Source organism: Ruegeria sp. AB8, from assembly GCF_056542605.1.
The window spans coordinates 93632-115119 of record NZ_JBQGAB010000017.1 but is presented as its reverse complement, the minus strand read 5'-3'; the positions used below and the strand labels follow the sequence as shown (position 1 = coordinate 115119).

Genomic DNA, 21488 nt, shown 5'->3' with positions numbered 1-21488 from the left:
AAATCCGCCGCATAATCAAACCAACCAGATGAGCCACATCCTCTCTTAGATCAGAGCGCCATCTGTCCCAAAATCCCTGACGACGGACACTTTGAACGGCGTTGGCGTGCCAATACGATATAGAGGGATATGCAGGGAAGTTTGTTTCTGGATAGTAATGGCAATAAAACACGTTCGTTCGCGCCCAATATTGACTGTTGTTTGCAGCAGCTTATACTACTCAGTAGTATACATGAGGCTTGATATGAGCGTTAAAGCATCAATATCGCTGACTGAGTCACAAGACGCCTACGCGCGGAATCTTGTCGCCCAAGGTCATTACGCCAGCCTGTCCGCCGTGCTTCAGCATGGGCTTGAACTGATGCGTGAGCAATCGCAAAACACTGACGCACTGCGAGAGCTGCTGGATCAGCGTCGAAACGGAACCTTCACTACTCTCGAAGAGGGCAAGGAGCGTACCAAAGACATGATCGCACGCAAGCGGGCTGCGCGTGGTCTATAAAGTCGTTCGCGCCGAAGAAGTCACCTCAGATCTCGATCTCATATTTGACTATCTTGTTGAAACCGCTGAGCACTTTGGCGAAGATCTGGAAACCGCTTTTCTGCGCGCTGAGAAGCGCGTCATAGAGATTCAGGAGAGCCTCGAAAGCCTGGCGAACGTTCCACATCAAGGCACCCTAAGACCACATCTCGGCAATAACATTCGGAACGTAACCAAGATCAAAGCGATCATTTATTTTGAAGTCGACGATGACAAACTGATCGTACGCGTACTCGCTGTCTTCTATAGTGGTCAAAACCACGATGCGCACATTCTGCTGCGCCTATTGTCCTGACCCCACGCATACATTGGCCGAGCGATCGGCCGGCAGTTCTCATAAGTCGGCTACCTTTTAATAGCCGAACAGTGCTGAATCTCGAGTGCATTCCTGCGGTTCAAAACTAAGACCTAGCCAAGGATTTCAGTCTGGATGCCATCAGGGTCATGGAGGAGAGTGGTCCACTCAGAGCTGGATCTGCGCGATTGGTGAGCTTTGGTCATGAGATGGTTGGTGGTTTCCCGATCCTGAAAGACGCAAAAACGTACGGTCTGGGTGTTGGTTTTGTCTCTGGGCTAAAAACTGGTCAGTCAGCGCCGTTAGCGACCCGTCGGCTTCTCGCTCCGCGCCATTGAACTTGCTAGTGGTCGAAAAATTCTACCTAGACGTGGTGATCTGCACCACTGGCGATGGAGCAGATCTGGATGAGTTCTTCGGCCACATGAGTGTGTGGGACAACAAGGGTTGGGCGACCCGACGAAAAGCACATCGGTTCATTGAATAATCGGAATTTGCCCATTCGTTTTGGTGACCAGGTCCGTCGTGCTCTCAGAGAAAAGGCAACTCGCAAAGCGTTCCGCCAACCGGTCCAGCGCCACGTTTTACCGTGACCCTGTCGCCGGGTTCGGCATCGACCGAGACCAAAGCAAAGCCGATATTCTTTTTCATCCGGAAAGACCAGGCGCACGTCGTCAAATCACCAATTTTTACCCCCCCTTTCTCTATGTCGTTCCAAGTGAATTCTGGATTTGCAGGACTGCCAGCGTCCAGTACAACCCCCAACTGATGCCGTTTCGGCCCCTCATCCGCAATACGGCGCAACGCATCGATCCCAATCGTGTCGTCAGGCACATGCAAGTCCACATATTTGCCCATGCGGACTTCGTAGGGATTGGTCTGTCCATCGGTGTCGCCTCCATAGGAAACGAGACCGCTCTCGACTCGCTCACTCCAGTTGGGGTTCCCTGGACCAATACCGTGTGGCTGGCCTGCCTCTTTGACGATGTTCCAGAGTGCAGTGCCTTTGGCACTATCCATCAGGTAAATCTCGAACCCACCTTGTTTGGACCAGCCCGACCGGGCGACGGCGACCGGAATACCGTCAATTTCGGTTTCCCGGAACCAGAAGTATTTCAGGTCTCGCACCCAATCACCAAAGATCGAGGCAACCACAGTTTCCGCCTTGGGACCCTGCACGGCCAGAGGTGAGACATCAGGCTCACTGACTTCCACATCCAATCCGCGCTCTCGTGCGACGGCTTCGGCCCAGAACCAGATATTGCTGTCCGCGATAGACAGCCAGTAGCGGTCTTGGTCCAGCTTCAGCAGGATTGGATCGTTGATAAGCACGCCATGGTGGTTGCAAAGTGGAACATACTTGCCTTGGCCCATCTTGCATTTTGAAAGGTCTCGCGGCGCAAGGATTTGCGCCAGACGCCCGGCATCTGGGCCCTTTAGCTGCACTTGCCGCTCTACCGCAACATCCCACATCGAGACATCGTTGATGATGCGCCAGTACTCCTCCTCTGGGCTGCCATAGGAGGTCGGCATCAACATGTGATTGTAAGTTGTCATGGCACACACACCATCGGCCAAGGTGGCCTCATAGAAGGGTGATGTGCGCAGACGCGTGGACGGAGAAATAGAGAACATGGCTTGATCGCGATTTAAGGGAGACAAGAGAAGGCCGCCGGTCCGGGTGGAACCGGCGACCAAAGGTCAGTTGACTGGTGCCACTGACGGGGAGAAAGCAGCCTTAGGTAAGCCAGATATTGCGTAGAGTCTGACCAAACCCACCAAGAGTTCCAACCGGATGGGGTGTGTACCCCATGACGTTTTGTGCTGTTGCCTCAAGTTGGTTCTGGAACACGGCGTTCACAAAGCCGCCATCGTCGTTCATCATATGCAACATGTCGCAATACATCTGCGCGCGTTTTGCCTCATCCAATTCGGCGCGGGCCGCCAGGATCATGGAATCGAATTCGTCAGAACCCCACATGGTTTCGTTCCAACTGCCACCTTTCATGTGAGCGATGGTCAGGAAGGCATCGACAGTAGGTCGAGCGTTCCAACCCGACATGGTCATTGGTTTCTGCATCCAGGTGTGGGTCCAGTACCCGTCCGATGGGGTTTTTATCACATTTACATCTACCGCTCCCTTTGCAGATTGCTGGAAAGTCAAAGCAATGTCGTTTGCCGAATTCCCAGCAGTCTCGGACGTATGGAGGTCGAAGCCCGAAACCCCTGCCTTGTCGAAGTAGAACTTTGCCTTGTCGGGATCGTATTCGGCAGGCTTTGCGTCCGGGCACCAGTACTTGTAGGTCGGGCCAATCGGTGTGTCTGCTGAAATAGTACCTATTCCCTTGAACACCTGGTTCAAAACAAGTTCACGGTCCAACGCGTGTTTGACACCTTTACGGAAATTCGCGTCATTTGTCGGAGCGCGGTCCACCATCATCACCATGTTGGTAAACGAACCAGTCGGTGTATTGTGAAGCGTCACAGCGTCGTTGGAGTTGAGCTGATCAACAGCGAAGGCCGGAACGTCGTATACGGAGTCTACATCCCCCGCTAACAACGCGCTCAACATTGCGTTTGCGTCCGGAACAGGGATGAAATCCAAGCCATCTAAGTAAGGCTTACCGTCCTCATAGTAGTTTTCGAAACGTTCGAAAACCACTCGCTCGCCGGGAATGAATTCCATCACCTTGAACGGGCCGGAGCCAATTGCATTCGTGAAATCGCTGTGCCCGGCTGGATGGATGGACAGATGGTAGTCTGACATGATCACCGGCAGGTCTGCATTGCCCGAGGACAAGGTGATCTTTACGGTCATAGCATCGGGTGCATCGATTGCAGTGACTGTCGAAAGCAGAGCCTTGGCAGGCGATTCCGAACCCTCGGCAATGTGGCGCGACAGGCTTTCGACTACATCGGCTGAGGTGACGTTCTGACCGTTGTGGAAAACTAGGCCATCGCGCAACTTGAATGTCCATTCGGTAGCTGCATCGTTGACACTCCATTCCTCTGCAGCGTCGCCTTCGACCTCAAGCGAGGGTAGCAAACGAGTCAATCGCTGGTAGACGCAATTGCCGTAGACTGCATCCGAAGTATCCGTCATCCTGACGGGCTCTAGGGTATCATCGGTGTTGCCCTGCGCGATCCGCAGCCAACCACCGCGTGTTGGCGACTGAGCGTATGCGGGACCTGCCTGGGCAAGAATGCCGCTGGCTGTGGGCACCAATAAACCAAAAGCGCCTGCGCGTTTGAAAAAACCGCGACGACTGAGCGATCCCGCCTTATATTGGCGTACCAAGCTATCGATGTCGGACATTTTTTCCTCCCAGATGACCGATGCGGGTTGCACCCGCTGTTCATCGAAGTTTGAGCGGACGGCACCCGGTACACAAACAACCGATTCCATGACATTGCCATAACTGAGGTTATGGAAATGTCAGCAGACTTCGAAAAGCCCGGCTGCACCCATACCACCGCCGACGCACATGGTGACGACAACATACCGAACCCCGCGCCGCTTCGCCTCAATCAACGCGTGGCCAACCAACCGGGAGCCAGTCATTCCATAGGGGTGACCGACGGAAATCGCGCCGCCATTCACGTTTAGCCTTTCGGGGTCAATACCCAGCTGATCCCGGCAGGGAATGGCCTGGGCTGCGAATGCCTCGTTCAATTCCCAAAGACCAACGTCATCCACTTTCAATCCGGCACGCTCCAGTAGCTTCGGAACAGCATAAACTGGTCCCATGCCCATCTCCTCCGGAGCGCAACCTGCCACAGCAAGGCCCCGGTATACGCCTAGTGGAGCGAAGCCGCGCCGTTCGGCCATACGGGCCGACATCAGCACACAGGCCGATGCCCCGTCGGACAATTGGCTCGCGTTTCCTGCGGTCACGACACCGGCTTCAACAACCGGCTTCAGCCCCGCAAGCGTTTCGATTGTCGTTCCCGGCCGGTTGCCTTCGTCTTGTCTAATCGTAACGGTTTCTTCGGTAATTTCGCCAGATTCGCGGTTTTTGACCAGCTTGGTCGCTGTTACAGGTACGATTTCATCGTCGAATGCCCCTGCAGCCTGGGCGGCGACAGTGCGCGTTTGCGACAGTGCCGCGAATTCATCCTGTGCCTCACGAGTTACCCCGTGCAGTCGCGCTACATTTTCGGCGGTTACAAGCATCGGCATATACGCGTGCTCTGAGGCTTGGACTACGGCTGGGTCTTTTTCGTCCATGACCCAGTCGAAATACCTGGCCTGCACCGCGGAAATATTCTCTTGTCCTCCCGCCACGACAATGCCCATTCCGTCGACCGAAATCTGTTTTGCCGCTGTGGCAATGGCCATCAGGCCCGAGGCACATTGACGATCGAGAGTCTGGGCTGCCGCCGTTGCCGGGAGACCACCTGCAAGCGCTGCCAGGCGGGCGATGTTCAGGCCGGCAGTCCCAGCGGTCAGGACCGATCCCAGCACCACATCTTCTACCTCTGCTGGATCGATACCGGCCCGACTGACGGCGGCTCGTATGGCGTATCCAGCGAGTGTCGGCGACTTCGAGTTATTGAAGGCACCCTTGAATGCCGACCCTATGGGTGTTCGAGCGGTTGATACGACAACGACATCTTTCATATCACGAACCTTCCTATTAGATGAACCGGGCCCTAAGGGCCTTCTTGTCCAGCTTGCCAACCGACGTTCTTGGCAAGCTGTCGGTAAACTCAATCCGGTCTGGGATCGCCCATTTCGAAATCGCCCCTTGGTCTACCGCCACATCGAACGCCATACGAAGACGGTCGTAGGTTTTTTCGGTTTCATCACAGCAGGTAACAATCAGCATAGGGCGTTCCCCCCATTTCGTGTCTGGAACGCCAATGGCGGCCGCTTCACTCACACCTTCAACGGTGCTCGCGAGGTTTTCCAGTTCAAGCGAAGACACCCATTCGCCTCCGGTCTTGATCACATCTTTAACCCGGTCGGTGATCCGCAACGTGCCCGTTTCGTCGATGAACCCGACATCTCCAGTATGCAGCCAGCCGCCTTGCCAAAGTGCCCCCGTCCCGGCCTCGTTTTTCAGATAACCTTGAGTTAGCCAGGGCGCGCGCGCCACAATTTCTCCCGTCGTCCTTCCATCGCGAGGGGCATCGTTCATATCCCCATCAACCACACGGATTTGCACAAATGGCGCGGGTTTTCCTGTTGCAATCCGAGCACTCAGCGGTGTTTGCGGGTCCCGCGTGGCCATCATGTCCGCCACTGTCAGGAACGGACAGGTCTCTGACATGCCATAGGCAGCGTGCACGTCAACTCCGTGCTCTAATGCCTGCCTTGCCAGACCTTCGGACAGAGCAGAACCGCCTATGATGACCTTCCAGTTGCTGAGATCTGTTTGCGCGACTTCAGGTGCATTCAGAAGCATCGCAAGTATCGTCGGTACACAATGCGAGAACGTAACACCGTGCTTTTCGATTAGCCCCAACAGGCGGGCGGGATCGTAACGACCAGGATAGACTTGTTTAAGGCCCATCAATGTGGCGACATAGGGTATGCCCCAACCATGCACATGAAACAGCGGGGTTATCGGCATGTAGACATCGCTTCGGTTCAGCCCGCCGCCTGGTACCGGGCCTAATCCGGCCGCGACCGCCATTGTGTGCAAAACCAGTTGGCGCTGGGAGTAGCTGACCCCCTTGGGATCACCTGTGGTACCGGTCGTGTAGAAAAGCGTCGCTCGGATATTCTCGTCAAAATCCGGGAATTCTTGCTCCGGTTCGCACTGCTGCAGCAGGGCCTCGTACTCGCCTTCCGAGGACTCCACCTCGGGGAACACCCCATCGTCGCTGAGGATTACCAACCGCCAAGGCCGCTCGATCCGCTCAGAGATCTCGAGTAGAAGTGGCAAAAAGTCGACGTGGCATAGGATTACGTCGTCCTCTGCATGGTTGATCGTGTAGAGGATCTGATCCGGCGACAATCGGATGTTCACGGTATGCAGCGTGGCCCCGATCATCGGAATAGCAAAGAAACACTCGAGATACCGATGGCTGTCCCAATCCAGAACGGCCACAACGCTACCCTCACCCACGCCAAGTGAGCGCAACGCCCCTGCAGCCTGGCCGACGCGCCTGGCAAAAGTGCGGTAGTCATACCGCTTCGTATCGGCGTGTACGATCTCCTGATCTGGCGTGTTTGCCAGCGGCGTGGCGAGGATTTGCTTGATCAACAATGGGTAGGAATAGGCAGTCATGGGCATCTCCGATCGCCCCAGTCTTTGCGTTCTCCAGCCCTGCGGAACAAACAACAAAATCTCGGTCTTTGCCCAAACAAAAGAATACACATGCCTTTGCTATAACCAAAACGACCCCAATCTGGTCGCTATGGTTGTTTGTCTCGCTTCAAGCTTGCGCCGAATATGCCGGAAGCCTTGAAGGGAGGACCAAGGTGTACCGAATTATTCTGACCCGCCTGGCTCAGGGTTTACTAACCTTGCTCCTTGCTTCCATCATTATCTTCGGCGCGACGGAAATCCTTCCGGGCGACGTTGCTGAAGCCATTCTAGGACAAAGCCGCACCGAAGAATCGCTTGCCGCGCTTCGCGAAGAGATGGGACTCAACCGCCCTGCAGTAGTGCGTTATCTCGATTGGCTGGGCGGTATGATCCAAGGGGATCTGGGGACATCATTGGCCACCAAGCGACCTGTGGCTGACATGATAGAAAGCCGTATGTGGAACACTCTGCGGCTTGCGCTTTTGGCAGCGGCAATCTCGGTACCGATGTCTTTGGCTCTTGGCCTTTGGTCTGCGATGCGCGCCGGTGGCCGGATCGACAAAACTCTTGCCATGACCACACTTGCGTTGATTGCAGTGCCTGAATTCTTCATTGGTCTCATTCTGATGAAAGTTTTTGCAGTCGAACTAAAGTGGCTCTCCGCGTCGGCCAACACGCGGCCCTACTTTGATTTCTGGCAGAATTTCCGGGCCTTGGCTCTCCCCGTAGCCACCCTCAGTTTTGCCGTTCTGGCGCACATGATGCGGATGACACGTTCTTCCGTCATCAACATCTTCACCTCCCCATACTTGGAGATGGCAGCACTCAAGGGCTTGCCCAAGCGTAGGCTGGTTTTGCGCCACGCGCTGCCTAACGCGCTGTCGCCGATCTTCACGGTTATTGCACTTAATCTGAGTTACATGGTGTCCGGTGTCATTATCGTTGAAACCGTGTTTGGCGTACCCGGCTTAACGCGGCTTCTGGTCGACGGTGTCACTCTGAGGGACATTCCACTCATCCAGGCCTGTGCAATGATTTTTGGCACTGTCTATATCCTTCTGAATCTACTGGCCGACGTCCTGTCCATCATGGCGAACCCGCGCTTAAGGTACCCAAAATGAGCGAAGCAACCGATATCCCCACTCCCCGGGCCTCCGTCTTTGCGGGCCTGCGCCTGACCTGGACTGCAGGTATTGCCGGCGCGGTGCTGCTGTTCTGGCTCATCCTTGCGTTTTTTGGGCCATGGATCGCACCCCATGGTGAAGCCGAAATCATCTCAGGCCAGACCTTTGCACCAATAGGCGAAGGCGGTTTGCTGGGTACTGACAAGCTGGGACGAGATGTATTGTCCCGCCTGATCTATGGAGTACGTACAACGCTGTTGCTGGCACTTGTCACCACCATGATCTCTTTTTTATTCGGCGTCGCACTCGGTTTTGCCGCCGCGATTCTGAGAGGCTGGTTCGATATCGTAGTAAGCCGCGTTGTCGAGGCATTCATGGCTTTCCCCTCCACCCTATTGGCTTTGGTTGTCATAGGCGCCTTCGGTACTTCTATCACAGTGCTTGTTCTGACTGTTGGGTTGGTCCTCTCGACCAGCGTATTCCGTGTCTCTCGAGCACTTGGTTATGACATCGGCGTTATGGATTTTGTCGAGGCTGCCCGTGCGCGGGGCGAAGGCACCTGGTGGATTCTGACACGTGAGATCTTACCCAATTCCATGGCCCCCTTGATTGCCGAGTTTGGCCTTCGATTCACCTTTTCGATCCTGTTCCTTTCGGGCCTGTCGTTTCTTGGCCTAGGAGTGCAAGAACCTGCGGCCGACTGGGGGCTCATGGTGCAGGAAAACGTGGGGGGGCTGTTCCTCGGTTCGTCCGCAGCGCTTATACCAGCTGCATGCATTGCCTCCTTGACCGTTTCCATGAACCTGCTTGTTGACTGGTTCCAACAGCGCCAGCAAGGCGAAACTGTTCTGGAGAAGATCGACCAATGACCGACATTCTGACCATCAAGGACCTGCGCGTCGAGGGACGCCCCCCAGGCGGTAACTATGTGCCAATTGTCAAGGGCGTGTCCATGAGCGTCGCCAAGGGCGAAGTGTTGGCACTCATTGGCGAAAGCGGCTCGGGCAAATCTACGATCTCTCTGGCATCAATGGGTTTTGCCCGCCCCGGCTGTCGCATCTCAGGGGGTGAAGTCTGGCTGAACGGACGGGACATTATGAAATTGCCCCCACGCGACCGCCACAGCTTGCGCGGGGACGAAGTGTCTTACGTGGCACAATCGGCAGCAGCTAGCTTCAACCCTGCGCTTAGGATCGGCAAGCAAGTTATCGAGGCACCTCTTTGGCATGGCACCGGAGATGCCGAAACTCTGACCGCGAATGCAATAGAGCTTTACCGCAAACTTGACTTGCCCGCCGCGGAAACCGTCGGCGACAAGTTTCCACATCAGGTTTCGGGTGGTCAGTTGCAGCGCTTGATGGCTGCAATGGCCATGTCCTGTGGACCCGACCTTCTGATACTCGACGAACCCACCACTGCGCTTGACGTAACGACCCAGATCGAGGTGCTGAAAGCCTTTAAGGACATTATCCGCGATCAGGGTACCGCCGCGATTTATGTCACACATGATCTCGCCGTAGTCTCGCAGGTGGCTGACCGAATTCTAGTGCTAAAAAACGGCGAGATGGTCGAGGAAGGCACAACGGATCAGATCTTGCACCACCCACAGCACGAGTACACTCGCACACTGATGGAGGCTGTCCGTCCTGCTCCACACTTGGTGGATCACGTGGAGACAGATCTGGCTCAGAGGCCGGTGATTTCGGCACGGAACGTGACTGCGGGTTATGGAGCTCTGACCATTCTCTCTGATGTATCCGTCGATGTACCTGCCGCTTCGGTCGTGGGCGTAATTGGCGAAAGTGGTTGTGGAAAAAGCACACTTGCCCGAGTTGTTGCGGGCCTCACACCGTTAAAGGGCGGAGAAGTCCAACTCGATGGCAATACCGCCGCTCCAGCAGTGAAGGATCGGTCGATTGAAACGCTCAAGGATTGCCAGATCGTCTTTCAAATGGCTGACACGGCGCTTAATCCTCGGCAACGGATCAGCGATATCCTGGGCCGTCCTCTGGAATTCTATCTGAACCTCAAGGGGCGCGCACGCGCCCAGAAGGTCGGCGACCTTTTGGAACTGGTCGATCTTCCTCGCGATTTCGCCTCCCGCTATCCCGGAGAGCTGTCTGGTGGGCAAAAGCAACGCATTAATCTCGCTCGCGCGCTTGCCGCCGAGCCCAAGGTGATCCTTTGTGACGAGGTGACTTCGGCGCTGGACACCGTGGTGGCCGCAGGTGTGATCGAACTCCTGAAATCGCTGAAGGACAAACTGGGCGTCGCCTACATGTTCATCAGTCACGATCTTTCCACCGTAGCTTCTTTCGCCGATGAGGTGGTTGTACTGTATGCCGGACGTGTCGTCGAAAAGGGACCATCAAAAGCGGTTTTTCGCCCGCCTTTTCACCCCTACACAAAGCTGTTGCTATCTTCGGTGCCCGAGATGCGCCAAGGCTGGCTGGAAGGCGTGGCAGATACAAGCGAGGCAAAGGCGGCTAGCGCTGGCAGCGTCGAAATCGGTGCGCGGGGCTGCCCCTTCGCCAACCGCTGCACCCATATCATTGCGGGAACATGTGATACTCGGACTCCACCTTTGCATGACCTACCCGGTGGATTGAGCATCGCTTGCCATTTGACCCAGACGAACCTGCCCCTAGACTGACGTCGCCTCAGTCCACCAGCGCCTGGTAACTCAGAACTCTAAGCTCACGGCGCAGGGTATAGGCGCTCGAAGGAATTAGCTGCGTCATAAGTATCACAGTCATCTCCTCGATCGGGTCCACCCAAAAGGCGGTCGAGGCCATACCGCCCCAGGCAAATTCACCGGGTGAGCCGATGATTTTGGCCCGCGCCGGGTCTAACATCACCGACACACCGAGTCCGAAGCCAACCCCCTCAAAGGTAGTTTCGCTGAAATGAGCCTGTCCCCGGCTCGCCAAATCGCCGCCCATGTGATTGCACACCATTAGATCAAAAGCCTTGCGCCCTAGTAACCTGCCTCCGTCACATCTGCCGCGCCGAAGAAGCATCGTTGCAAAACGCTGGTAGTCGTCCATTGTGGAGAGCAACCCACCGCCCCCGCTTTCCAAGGTAACCGGCGCAATGAAACCTTTCTGATCATCAGAAGCAACAAAGCCGCCTGGCGCGCGGTCATAGAGCGTGGCCAAGCGGCCAGACTTATCGGCCGATACGGCGAAGCCTGTGTCCACCATTCCGAGCGGATCAAAGATCTGTGTCTTAAGAAATTCGCCGAGAGGCTGACCACTGATAACCTCGATCAAATGGCCGAGAACATCCGTCGAAAGGCCATAAAACCAACGGTCACCCGGCTGAAAGGCCAAGGGAAAACTCGCTAGCACTTCAACAGCTTCCGCCATCGTCGTAAGACCTCTGTCAAAGTCGAGACCGCTATCCGAAAGGGCACGCTCCAGCTCGTTTCCCTGCGGATCACCATAGACGATCCCCGCCTGGTGTGTGAGAAGATCATGGATTGTAATACCCCGGTCAGCTGGCTCGGTCTCGTTCAGAGCGTGACCAGGACCCTTCCAGACCTGCGGGTTTGCGAAATCTGGGAGAAAGTCGCAAACAGGCTGATCCAGTTGAAACGCCCCTTCTTCGTAGAGCATAAGTAGGGCGAGTGAGGTCACAGGTTTGGTCATCGAATAGATGCGCCAAATAGTATCAGGTAATACAGGCCGCTTCGACTTTGCATCGGCAAATCCCGCACGCTCCGAAAAACATATCTTTCCCCGGCGAGATATTTGCACAGCCAGACCAGAAAGGCGTCCGTCATGCACATGGGCGTTCATCCAATTGGTGATGCGCGACAGCTTAATCGGGTCTAATCCCAAGGTATCTTCTGGTTGCAAGTCGTCAGCTCCATATAGTCTCAACGTCAATCTGCACCGAGATTCTCTTGGCGTTCAAGCGATAGATAATCTATCTATAACCTAACTGAAATTATGCTTGAGTTGGCCATGAGTACACGGCGACTTCCCCACCTGAACTGGCTGCGCGCATTCGAAGCGTCGGCCAGGCATCTGAGCTTTACCCATGCGGCGCAGGAACTGAACCTGACACAAGCAGCGATCAGCAAACAAGTGAAATTGCTGGAGCATTACTTGCGCGAGCCGCTCTTTGAGCGCAAACCCAGAAGTCTGGTCCTGACCAAAGTGGGCGCCGCCTATCTACCGAAGGTCAGAGACGGCTTTGAACGCCTGGCCGCGGGAACCGAGGAAGTGTTTGGCCTGCGGCGCTCCGAAGTCCTGACCGTGCGGGCGCCGGTCGGGTATTCAGTTAACTGGATCGCGCCGCGACTTCAGGGATTCTTTGACCGCCACCCGGACACTGAAGTGCGTCTGGTCTCAAGTGTATGGGGAGATCAGTTCGACAATGAGCGGTTTGATCTCGATATCCAATACGGCACAGGGAAGTGGCCAGGATACAAAGCCGACCGGTTAACTTGGGAGGTGATCAAACCGGTTTGCTCTCCAATTTTGCTTGAGGGTTCCAAAGCGATCCGCAAACCAGATGATCTTGCCCACCATCGCCTGCTACACGTGCTCGGTTACGAGGAGGGTTGGGCTGACTGGTTGCGTTATGCAAAGGCAAGCGGTGTCAACTCGGGCCAGGGGTTACAGTTCGACACCTCGCTGCTTGCTTTCGAGTTTGCCTCTCGTGGTGGCGGTGTAGCTTTAGCACGGTCCTCAATGTGCGGCGTCGAGATCGAGCGCGGACGACTTGTTGAACCCTTCGAGCTCGAAGCGCCCCTGCAGGAGGCTTTCTACTTGATCGCACCGGAAGCGGATCGCGACCATCCTGATGCCCAAAATTTTCGCGAGTGGCTGATCGAGACGTCAGAAAACGACCTCGAAAACAAGCGCATTCGAGAGACCTATCCGGCTTGAAGCCGCACGCCTGCGTCAAGACGAATGGTCTCGCCGTTCAGCATAGGGTTTTGGATGATGTTAACGGCAAGGCGCCCAAATTCCGCGGGCTCGCCAAACCTGTTTGGAAACATCCGGCCATCTAGCATCCCGTCGATTACCTCCTGCGGAATATGATCAGCGATCGGAGTGCGAAATAATCCGGGCGCAATTGTCATGACCCGCACTCCGCGGGGCATGAATTCACGGGCGGCCTGCAATGTCAGACTGGCAATCGCGCCCTTTGAAGCCACATAAGCCCCCTGCCCAATTTGACCCTCGATTGAAGTAATCGAGCCTGTGTTGATGATAATCCCGCGCTCGCCATCTTGATTGAGCGGCTCCTGCTGCATCATCCGGGCTGCGCATTTCGTCATGACGCTGACGGTTCCCATCAGGTTGACGTTGATCACCCTCGCGAAAGCTTCCATATCAACTGGACCGTCCCGTCCGACAAGTCGCATACCGCCGGGGATGCCCGCACAGTTGACAACTATGCGAATTGGTCCGCTCCGGTCTTCGGCCAGATCCAAAGCGGCCTCGACCGCAGAACTGTTGATAACATCACAACCTATGCCAAGCGCGCCGATTTCCGCTGCCGCGTTTTTTACCCGAACTTCATCGAGGTCCAGCAAGGTAACTCGTGCTCCGGCTTTGCTGAGCGCCTGTGCAGTAGCAAGCCCCAGTCCTGATCCTGCCCCGGTCACGATCGCAGATAGTCCTTCAATATCCATGCGTGATAATCTCCGTTTGTTCAAAACTTCTTAACCCAGAACCAGAAGTTAAACATCGAAGTTCTATTTACCCTTTGGCCAACCAAAAATCATTTTGCCTCCGCGTGCAGTGCAATATGTCGGGACGGACGGGTCACAAACCTGCGCTGTTGTTTGGAACAATTGCTCCGCGATAAGCGACTTCAGGCGGGTTGAGTCACACCCGCGACATGCCTTGTTGACAACTTCGGCAGGATATCCCGACAGACGTAAATGCCGCGCTGAGAAGAAGTTCAGTTTAGGTGATCGAAACTGGATGATCGAAGAGTGGGTCGGATCACTCTAAAAGATTCGGCCCAGGTCAAGGACTGCAAAGCGGCCAATCCGTGCCTTCCCCGCTGACACCTAGCTCGGCAACTGCAAACCCGTCAAATGACAGAAAGGCAGACGTCTCGAAGCGTTGTGGCCAGCTCTCCCATATAGGTGTCATCGTAACCCGAGTCATTCTCCAGCACACTTAAGAATGCACAGCTGGTGCCGGTGACCATATCCACCATGAGGAACTGCCCTCCATAGCCAGCATGACCGATTAATCGACCGTCGGTCATGGTCTGGTTTGAGTACTTGAGCCAATTCTTGGGTGGTGTCATCGCTGGCGCGCGGCGGATCAGAGTTTTTTGCAGGAAACCGGTGTTGGCCATAGGTCGACCGTGCAGGTCGCGGCCTTCCCGCGCCAGTAGCAACCCGAACCGCGCGAGGTCGCGCACGCTTAGGCAACCGCCACCGGAAAACGCTGGGTGCCCGTCCTTGCTGAGGCTGATGTGAAACGCGCCCTCGTATCCTGCGGCATCAGCAATCTCTTCGATTTGCTCAGCCATTGGAATGGGCGAAACCTTGGCCGCTATCAGGGTCAGGACATCCGTGTTCGCGGATTTATAATCGGCTTGTCGCACCCCCGAGTTTGCCCTGAAACCAGTAATCGAGGCCGCAAATTCCGCAAGCGTGATTTCCTTTTCACCCACGCCGGGCAAGCGCCAACCCAAGGCGACCTCTTCAGTATAGCAGTCGGCATCGGGGTCAGCATAATCCTCGGTGAAGTCGTTATCGACGTTCATATCGAGCAGAGATTGAATGCTGGCCTCGGCATACCCGCTGCCGATACCCGGCAGATAGTCGCGGACCTGCGCGTCCAATGACAACAGCCCCTGTGCAAGCAGACGACCTATGATTAAGTGGATGTGTAGCTTTGTCACTGACTGGATGGAATGCGGCGCTGAGGTCGAAAAATCATCTGCGGCTTTTTCCAGAATGATCTGGTCATTCTTTAAACAGCAGAACGCAGAGAAAGCCGGATGGGCAAGCATTTGTGCCAGTTCAGGCACTCGGGCGCACAGATTCTGCTCGGCGGCTTCCAGCTGCAAAACCTCTCTGGAACGCACCATGAGACATCGGCGGAACAGCCGATATGCATTGTGGAACCCATGCCGGCGAAATTCCGGCTGGTTCCACCGCTGCTTGTTGTCGTCTCCAACAGCCAGATCGGGATTGGGTATGATCCTATTCCTGCTCATGACCGGGGCACCTGGATCAGGGCATCAACGGCGACGATGTGATCTGGGTAGACAAACATAGGGTTGATCTCGATTTCTGCGACCTCGCCGCGCGCCTTTAGGAATTCAGTGCACAACCGGTGTAGCGCATCCGCAATTCGTGGAATGTCCGCCTGTCGACTGCCCCGGTACCCCTCTAACAAGCGAGCTACACGGAGCGAACACAATGCGCGCTCGATCTCGTCTTTTGAGGCAGGCAACAACACAGTGCGCGCATCTCGGACCAATTCGGTCAAAACACCGCCGCTACCGATGACCAAACTGGGACCAAATTGCGGATCAGCACGCAGCGTGACGATCAGCTCTGCAAGCGGCTTGGGCGACATGGCTTCGATCAGGAAGCGATCCGTCACCGCCGCGCGGTCATACGCCGCAACCGATGCCGTCATTGCCTTGATCGCCGAAGACAGCCCCTCTGCATCCTTGATCCCCAAAGCGACCGCGCTCGCTTCGGTCTTGTGAGGCAAGCTTGGTGACATCATTTTCAGTGCGACCGGATAGCCGATATCCTGCGCAACGCCAGCTGCCTCGGCCGCATTGCAGACATGTCCGTTTGGCACAGCAACAGCCATTTGCCTGAGCCAGGATTTACCTTTGTCTTCGGTCAATACCATTGGGTTCTGTATAGTTGCACCGGGTCGCAAGGCAGCAGGCCGGTCAATCCTTGTCCGCGCCCTTGCTTCGGACCACCAAATAGCATCACGCATGGCATTCAACGTCTCGTGAATACCCTGCATAGGCGCAACCCCCAGTTCAATGAGATGTCTGCGGGTCCCACGATCAAGATTTTCAGGTAGGGTCGCGCAGATCGCTGCCGGGACGGAGTGTTCCTGAGCGGCCTGCGCAAAAGCTGCAGCATCGTTCTGGTAGTAGATCTTGGACGCGTCCAACCCTTCTGCCGGGTAGTCCTGCACCAGAACAGCCAGATCCGCGTTGAGGGCCGATAGCGCCGTGGCAAAAACCGGGTAAGTCTTATCGCCCTGTCCCCAGATCGGGGTCGTATAATCCAGCGGGTTGGAAACCGTCGCGATCTCAGGCAGCAAACTGGTCAGGCTTTCCTGCCCTGCAGAGCCCACTTTGGGAAAGCACACACCAATCCTTTCCGAGTGATCTGCGAGCATCGTCGCCCCGCCCCCAGAACAGGTAAAGCCAGCGACACGCCTGCCTTGCGGCGCGCCTGCTACGCAGAGGTACTTCAGCGTTTCCAGAAACTGCGAAGGGCTGGTGACGTCGATCACCCCGGTGCGATCAAACAGTGCCTGATAAAGCTCGCTCGAACCGGACAGAGAGCCGGTGTGACTGACCGTCAGAGTCGCCCCAATGGCGGAATTGCCGGTCTTCAGTGCGACAACCGGAACCCCCCGATCCAGGGCTTTCAGCGCGGCGCGTTCAAAAGCAGCAATGTCACGCAACCCTTCGATGTGCAATCCAATGGCGCGCACAGCCGGGTCTTCAGCAAAGGCATCCAGGAATTCCTCAATCCCCAAGACCGCCTGATTGCCTGCAGAAACCATGTAGGCCATTGGCAATGAACGCGCGCTCATGGTTATGTCGGATGAGAACATACCGGACTGGGTAATGATCGCCGCACCGTATCCCGGCGACCAGCCGCCATGTTCAAATGACCAAAGAGCGGCATTGTCGATATAGTTGATCATGCCATAGCAGTTTGGGCCGATCAGAGCCATATCTCCGGCGACTTCGATCAGATCTCGTTCCGATTGTATGTCGCCAGTTTCCTTGAAGCCCGCGGAAAAACAAACGACGCCACCTGCACCCATCTGCTCCAATTCTCTCAGGGCATCAGTCACCCCGGCCGCAGGGATAGCGAGATAGACGGCATCAGGTGGCTCCGGCAGGTCCGAGATGCTGGGAACACAGCCCACGCCATCCAGATCGGCGCGTTTGGGATTAACGGCCCACATTTGCCCTTGAAATCCACGCCGACGGGCTTCGCGCACGGCAATGGTCGCATCACGTCCACCAATAAACGCGATGTGGCGCGGCTTTAAGAGACGCTCAAGATTTTCGCGCCGCGCCGGCGTCATGCGCCAAGTGGCCTCAGGATGGACCTGGTGATGATGTGGCGTTGGATTTCGCTGGTGCCGTCCCAAATCCGCTCCAATCGGCTATCGCGCCAGAACCGTTGGATCGGCATTTCCTCCATCAATCCCATGCCACCAAAAATCTGAACGGCATCATCGGCGATCTTGTTGAGCATCTCTGAGCAGTAAACCTTGACCATTGCCGCATCTGCATCACCCATGACACCCGCTTCGGCACGTGCAACGGCGTCTTGCACCATCAGATCGGCCGCGCGCAACGTCATCGCACCGTCCGCCAAACGGAAGCCGGTGGCCTGAAACGTACCGATCGGTTTACCGAATTGCTTGCGCGTTGCGGCCCACTCGGTCGCCAGGTCAAGGATGCGTTCGGCCTTACCGCAGCAGGTCGCGCCGACCCAGATACGCCCCATGCCGAGCCACTTTCCCGACAGCTCAAGCCCGTGACCCTCTTCGCCCAGGATCTGGTCCGGACCAAGACGCACATTTTCGAAACTCAATTCAAAAGTCTTATAACCGCGATAGCTCACGCAATGCGTCCCTTCGCGGCAGTCGAACCCCGGAAGGCCCACATCGACCAGAAAAGCCGTCACCCGTTTGCGTGGGCCGCGTGGTGTTTCATCTGTACCAGTTGCAGCAAATACAATCGCGAAATCCGGCATGCAGGGACCGGAGATAAAGTGCTTGGATCCATTCAGGATCCAGTCATCCCCGTCGCGTATCGCATTGGTCTTCATCCCCATTACATCCGAACCTGCGTCAGGCTCTGTCAAGGCAAAGAGCTCACGCTTTTCACCGCGCACGGCAGGAAGCAAATATCGCTCACGCTGGTCTCCTTCGCAGGCCATCAGCAATTCCGTCGGGCGCGCCGCCCAGCTTTGCAGCGCATGGCTTGTACGGCCGTATTCCCTCTCGATCAGGGACATGGGCCCATATCCCAGCCCTCCGCCACCGACCTCTTCGGGCAGGTTGCAGGCGAAGAGGCCCAATTCATGCGACCTCGCCTCAATCTGGCGGCCGATCTCCTCGGGCACATAGCCTAAGCGGTCCACCTCTTCTTCATGCGGATACATCTCTGTTTCGACAAATCGGCGAACAGTGCTAACCAGAAGCTCTGTTTCGTGACTGGTTTCCAGATTCATGGCAACCTCATTCATTCTGCCTGAGCCCGCGCGTTTCGCCGCGACAGAACGGCAGAAACGGCAAAGGCAATCAGGGTGATGGCAATCAGGATCACGGCAGCGGCAGCCACTGTCGGATCGGTGTTTTCACGGATGCCGTTCCACATGCGGCGCGGCAGCGTGTAGACGCTGTATTTCGAGATGAACAAGGTCACCACGATTTCATCCCAGCTGAGGATAAAGGCAAAGAGCGCCCCGGCAAAAACCCCCGGCCTGATCGAAGGCAGGATCACCCGGCGCATGGTGGTCCAGTTGGAGGCCCCGAGATTCTTGGAGGCTTGTTCAAGCTTGGGATCAAACGTTGCCAAAGACGCGCTGACCGTGATCAGCACCATTGGGGCTGCCAGGATTGTATGCGCAAGGATCAAACCGGCGTAGCTGTCCAATAGACCCAGAGGGATCCACAACCGATAGAACGCCATGGCGGAAATAATCTGCGGTATGATCAAAGGCAGCAGCAGAAAGGCGCGAACCAATTCGCTGTACCGCGATGACACCCGCCATAGACCGATCGCACAAAGCGTGCCTAAAAGCGTCGCTAATGCGGAGCAGGACAGGGCAATCACGCCACTTTGGAAAAAACTCGACAGCCATTCCTCACTGGTGAACAGCTTCTCGAAATGACGCAGAGAATACTCGCCCTGCGGCATGGACAAAAAGCGTTTCGGCGTCAACGAAACAGGGATGGCGATCAGGGCCGGTGTCACTAGAAACAACAGCAGCACCCATGCCCCCACGCGGTTGAAAAATGAGAACAGGCCCGGCTTCATCGCGCTGCCCCCCCGAACACCGTGCTCAGCTTCATGAACCGCGACATGATCCAAAGCATCGCCAGAACGCCAAACAGCATGATGGCCGCCAGCATCGCCGCCGTGCCCCACTTCAAAGTCACCAGCAATTGAACCGAGATGTATTCTGCCACCATCAGCACCTTGCCGCCGCCCAACACGGCCGGGGTGACATAAAACCCGAGGCTGAGGATAAAGACCAACAGGGTCGAAGCCACAAGCCCCGGCATGGTCATGGGCAGGTAGACCCGCCAGAAGGTCTGGCTTCCGCTGGCCCCCAGGTTGCGCGAGGCGTCCATCACCCTCTGATCAATGGATTGCATCGAGACCAGCAATGGCAACACCGCATAGGGGATCATGTAATGCACCATTCCAATCAGAACGCCCAACTCGTTGCGCATGAAGGCGATGGGTTCAGCAACTAGGCCGATGTCTTCCAATGTGACATTGACCAGCCCCTTGCGTCCCAGCAACATGAGCCAGGCGAAGGTGCGTACGAGGATGGAGATCCAGAACGACACCAATAGCAGGGTCAGCATGTAAGTCTTCTGGCGTTGATGGCAGTGCACCATCGCGTAGGCGATGGAATAGCCGAAAATGACGCTGAAGACCGTCGTGATGATGCAGATGCGTACCGTGGTCCAGACAATGCGGATCAGGGCGTCACCTTCCGTCAGCTTGGCATAGTTGCCGAACCCGGGCTCGGGGTCTGTCACGCTCAGCCAAAGGATATTCAGGATCGGCCCCAGATAGAGCGCGACCACCATCAGCAGCAAAGGCGCGATAATCAGCCATCCTGGGTGGATATGACGGTTTAAGGCTTGCATCCAGAGCTTTCGACATGGGTTTGGCAACCCGACCCTTAGGATCGGGTGACCATAAGCTAAAGCGATCAGCTGATCGCTTCGAGGAAGGCATTCACCGCGTCGCCGCCGTTTTTACCCCACCATTCAGGATCGTTGTAGACGATCTTGTCGATGTTCATGGCCGATGTTATCGCATAAGGCTGTTGGTCCTCGGGGATCTGGCCAAAGGCCTCGGGATTCGACGGGGTCATGCCAAGGCAATCCAACAGCGCCAACTGCGCTGGTATGTCCTGCGCCGTGGCGATGAAATCCATGACTGCGGCACCCGCCGGGTTGCCCTTGGGCACGATATACGCCCCCGGCATCGCCATCGCCTGATTGTTCACCAACTTGTACTGGCCATCGGTGTCGTTTTCGATGTTGCGACCTCGGTTCTGCCAGATGATCGCCATCGAGACCTCGTTGTTGACCACCATCGAGTGAACTTCCGATCCCGAGCCCCAGTAAAGGCTGTCATCTTTGATCGACTGGATTTTGTTCAAAGCGCGGTCCATATCAAGCGGGTAGAGATCGCTGCCAGCGACGCCATCGGCCATCAATGCGGCCTCGAGCGACCCATTTGCCCATTTGTAAAGCGCACGGGTCCCGGGGAATTTCTCGGTATCAAAGAAATCGGCCCAGTTTTGCGGTGGATTATCGCCATAGGCTTCAGTGTCATACACAAAGGCATACCCGTAGAGGATGATCGACACCCCATATTCCAGCGCATAGCCGGGCAGCGTTTTATCCTTGGACACCACGGAATAGTCAATCGGCTCCAGATGCCCGGTTGGTCCAAGTGACACGGCGTTGAATAAGTCCGCATCCGCCACATCGGCAGTCACATTGCCACTGTCGACCATTTCCTTGATCTTGCCTTCCAGCGGACCAGAGGTATCAAACTTCAAACCTTTGCCGGTTTTGGCGGTAAAGGCCTCACCGATGGCCGAGCCATGGCATTCTTCGGATTGGCCGCCCCAGTTCCACATCACGACATGGTCTGCCGCCGCTTCGGCGTCGCCCGCCAGTACCGCATTCATTGCAACACCCGAGGCACCGCAAAGCGCAAGAAACGTGCGCCGGTCCATACGGCCAGCCCTAAACGCCTGGGCACTTTCGGCAAGCATTTCCTTTTTGAATTGTTTATCGTGCATT

General features: G+C 56.0%; 18 protein-coding genes. 6 read left to right on the top strand and 12 right to left on the bottom strand.

The window, feature by feature from the left end; genetic code table 11:
* The first annotated feature begins 244 nt into the window (after nt 1-244).
* Nucleotides 245-502: a ribbon-helix-helix domain-containing protein gene (locus tag ACR0CG_RS17625; RefSeq protein ID WP_170418358.1), complete on the top strand. Its 258-nt coding sequence runs from the start codon at nt 245-247 to the stop codon at nt 500-502.
* On the top strand, nt 492-836 hold the full coding sequence (locus ACR0CG_RS17620; protein WP_170418355.1) for a type II toxin-antitoxin system RelE/ParE family toxin: 345 nt from the start codon (nt 492-494) through the stop codon (nt 834-836). The genes ACR0CG_RS17625 and ACR0CG_RS17620 overlap by 11 nt, the downstream gene beginning before the upstream one ends.
* A 531-nt stretch (nt 837-1367) precedes the next feature.
* Here ACR0CG_RS17620 and ACR0CG_RS17615 read toward each other — a convergent pair.
* The 4 genes from ACR0CG_RS17615 to ACR0CG_RS17600 form a co-directional block, all read right to left on the bottom strand.
* Nucleotides 1368-2471 carry a glycine cleavage T C-terminal barrel domain-containing protein gene (locus tag ACR0CG_RS17615; RefSeq protein WP_170418349.1) on the bottom strand — a complete coding sequence of 368 codons (1104 nt, stop codon included), beginning with the start codon at nt 2469-2471 and terminating at the stop codon, nt 1368-1370.
* Nucleotides 2472-2574: 103 nt separating this feature from the next.
* Nucleotides 2575-4152, bottom strand: coding sequence for an ABC transporter substrate-binding protein (locus ACR0CG_RS17610; protein ID WP_170570580.1), 1578 nt, complete (start codon nt 4150-4152; stop codon nt 2575-2577).
* Between the two features lie 120 nt (nt 4153-4272).
* Nucleotides 4273-5457: an acetyl-CoA C-acyltransferase gene (locus ACR0CG_RS17605; protein WP_170418343.1), complete on the bottom strand. Its 1185-nt coding sequence runs from the start codon at nt 5455-5457 to the stop codon at nt 4273-4275.
* Between the two features lie 16 nt (nt 5458-5473).
* Nucleotides 5474-7072, bottom strand: a complete 1599-nt coding sequence (locus ACR0CG_RS17600) for a fatty acid--CoA ligase (RefSeq protein ID WP_245223335.1) — start codon at nt 7070-7072, stop codon at nt 5474-5476.
* A 194-nt stretch (nt 7073-7266) separates the two neighbouring features.
* On the opposite strand from ACR0CG_RS17600, the gene ACR0CG_RS17595 reads away from it, so the two are divergent.
* Genes ACR0CG_RS17595 through ACR0CG_RS17585 form a run of 3 tightly spaced genes read left to right on the top strand, consistent with a single transcriptional unit; the run spans nt 7267 to nt 10870 of the window.
* Nucleotides 7267-8214: an ABC transporter permease gene (locus ACR0CG_RS17595; protein WP_170568174.1), complete on the top strand. Its 948-nt coding sequence runs from the start codon at nt 7267-7269 to the stop codon at nt 8212-8214.
* Complete coding sequence (locus ACR0CG_RS17590; RefSeq protein WP_142638852.1) at nt 8211-9086, top strand: ABC transporter permease; 876 nt, start codon at nt 8211-8213, stop codon at nt 9084-9086. The genes ACR0CG_RS17595 and ACR0CG_RS17590 overlap by 4 nt, the downstream gene beginning before the upstream one ends.
* Nucleotides 9083-10870 (top strand): ABC transporter ATP-binding protein, encoded by a 1788-nt coding sequence (locus tag ACR0CG_RS17585; protein ID WP_170667826.1) that lies wholly within the window; start codon nt 9083-9085, stop codon nt 10868-10870. Before ACR0CG_RS17590 ends, ACR0CG_RS17585 begins: the two co-directional genes overlap by 4 nt.
* A gap of 7 nt (nt 10871-10877) precedes the next feature.
* Here ACR0CG_RS17585 and ACR0CG_RS17580 read toward each other — a convergent pair whose 3' ends face one another.
* Entirely contained in the window at nt 10878-12077 is a 1200-nt protein-coding gene (locus tag ACR0CG_RS17580) for a serine hydrolase domain-containing protein (protein WP_245223334.1), read from the bottom strand.
* A 108-nt stretch (nt 12078-12185) separates the two neighbouring features.
* Between ACR0CG_RS17580 and gcvA the strand changes: the two genes are divergently transcribed.
* Complete coding sequence (gcvA, locus tag ACR0CG_RS17575) at nt 12186-13115, top strand: transcriptional regulator GcvA (protein ID WP_170709383.1); 930 nt, start codon at nt 12186-12188, stop codon at nt 13113-13115.
* On the opposite strand, the gene ACR0CG_RS17570 is transcribed toward gcvA, so the two are convergent.
* From ACR0CG_RS17570 to ACR0CG_RS17540, 7 genes are all read right to left on the bottom strand, one after another.
* Nucleotides 13103-13867, bottom strand: a complete 765-nt coding sequence (locus ACR0CG_RS17570; protein ID WP_170724910.1) for an SDR family NAD(P)-dependent oxidoreductase — start codon at nt 13865-13867, stop codon at nt 13103-13105. The two genes, gcvA and ACR0CG_RS17570, sit on opposite strands and share 13 nt — an antisense overlap.
* A 407-nt stretch (nt 13868-14274) precedes the next feature.
* Complete coding sequence (locus ACR0CG_RS17565) at nt 14275-15417, bottom strand: serine hydrolase domain-containing protein (protein ID WP_010443828.1); 1143 nt, start codon at nt 15415-15417, stop codon at nt 14275-14277.
* On the bottom strand, nt 15414-17504 hold the full coding sequence (locus ACR0CG_RS17560) for an acetate--CoA ligase family protein (protein WP_170418327.1): 2091 nt from the start codon (nt 17502-17504) through the stop codon (nt 15414-15416). Before ACR0CG_RS17560 ends, ACR0CG_RS17565 begins: the two co-directional genes overlap by 4 nt.
* Nucleotides 17501-18661 carry an acyl-CoA dehydrogenase family protein gene (locus ACR0CG_RS17555; protein WP_029622287.1) on the bottom strand — a complete coding sequence of 387 codons (1161 nt, stop codon included), beginning with the start codon at nt 18659-18661 and terminating at the stop codon, nt 17501-17503. Before ACR0CG_RS17555 ends, ACR0CG_RS17560 begins: the two co-directional genes overlap by 4 nt.
* Nucleotides 18662-18672: 11 nt before the next feature.
* On the bottom strand, nt 18673-19470 hold the full coding sequence (locus ACR0CG_RS17550; RefSeq protein ID WP_170418324.1) for an ABC transporter permease: 798 nt from the start codon (nt 19468-19470) through the stop codon (nt 18673-18675).
* Nucleotides 19467-20315, bottom strand: a complete 849-nt coding sequence (locus ACR0CG_RS17545; RefSeq protein ID WP_010443824.1) for an ABC transporter permease — start codon at nt 20313-20315, stop codon at nt 19467-19469. The genes ACR0CG_RS17550 and ACR0CG_RS17545 overlap by 4 nt, the downstream gene beginning before the upstream one ends.
* 65 nt (nt 20316-20380) lie before the next feature.
* Entirely contained in the window at nt 20381-21487 is a 1107-nt protein-coding gene (locus tag ACR0CG_RS17540) for an extracellular solute-binding protein (RefSeq protein WP_170418321.1), read from the bottom strand.
* Between the last annotated feature and the right edge of the window lies 1 nt (nt 21488).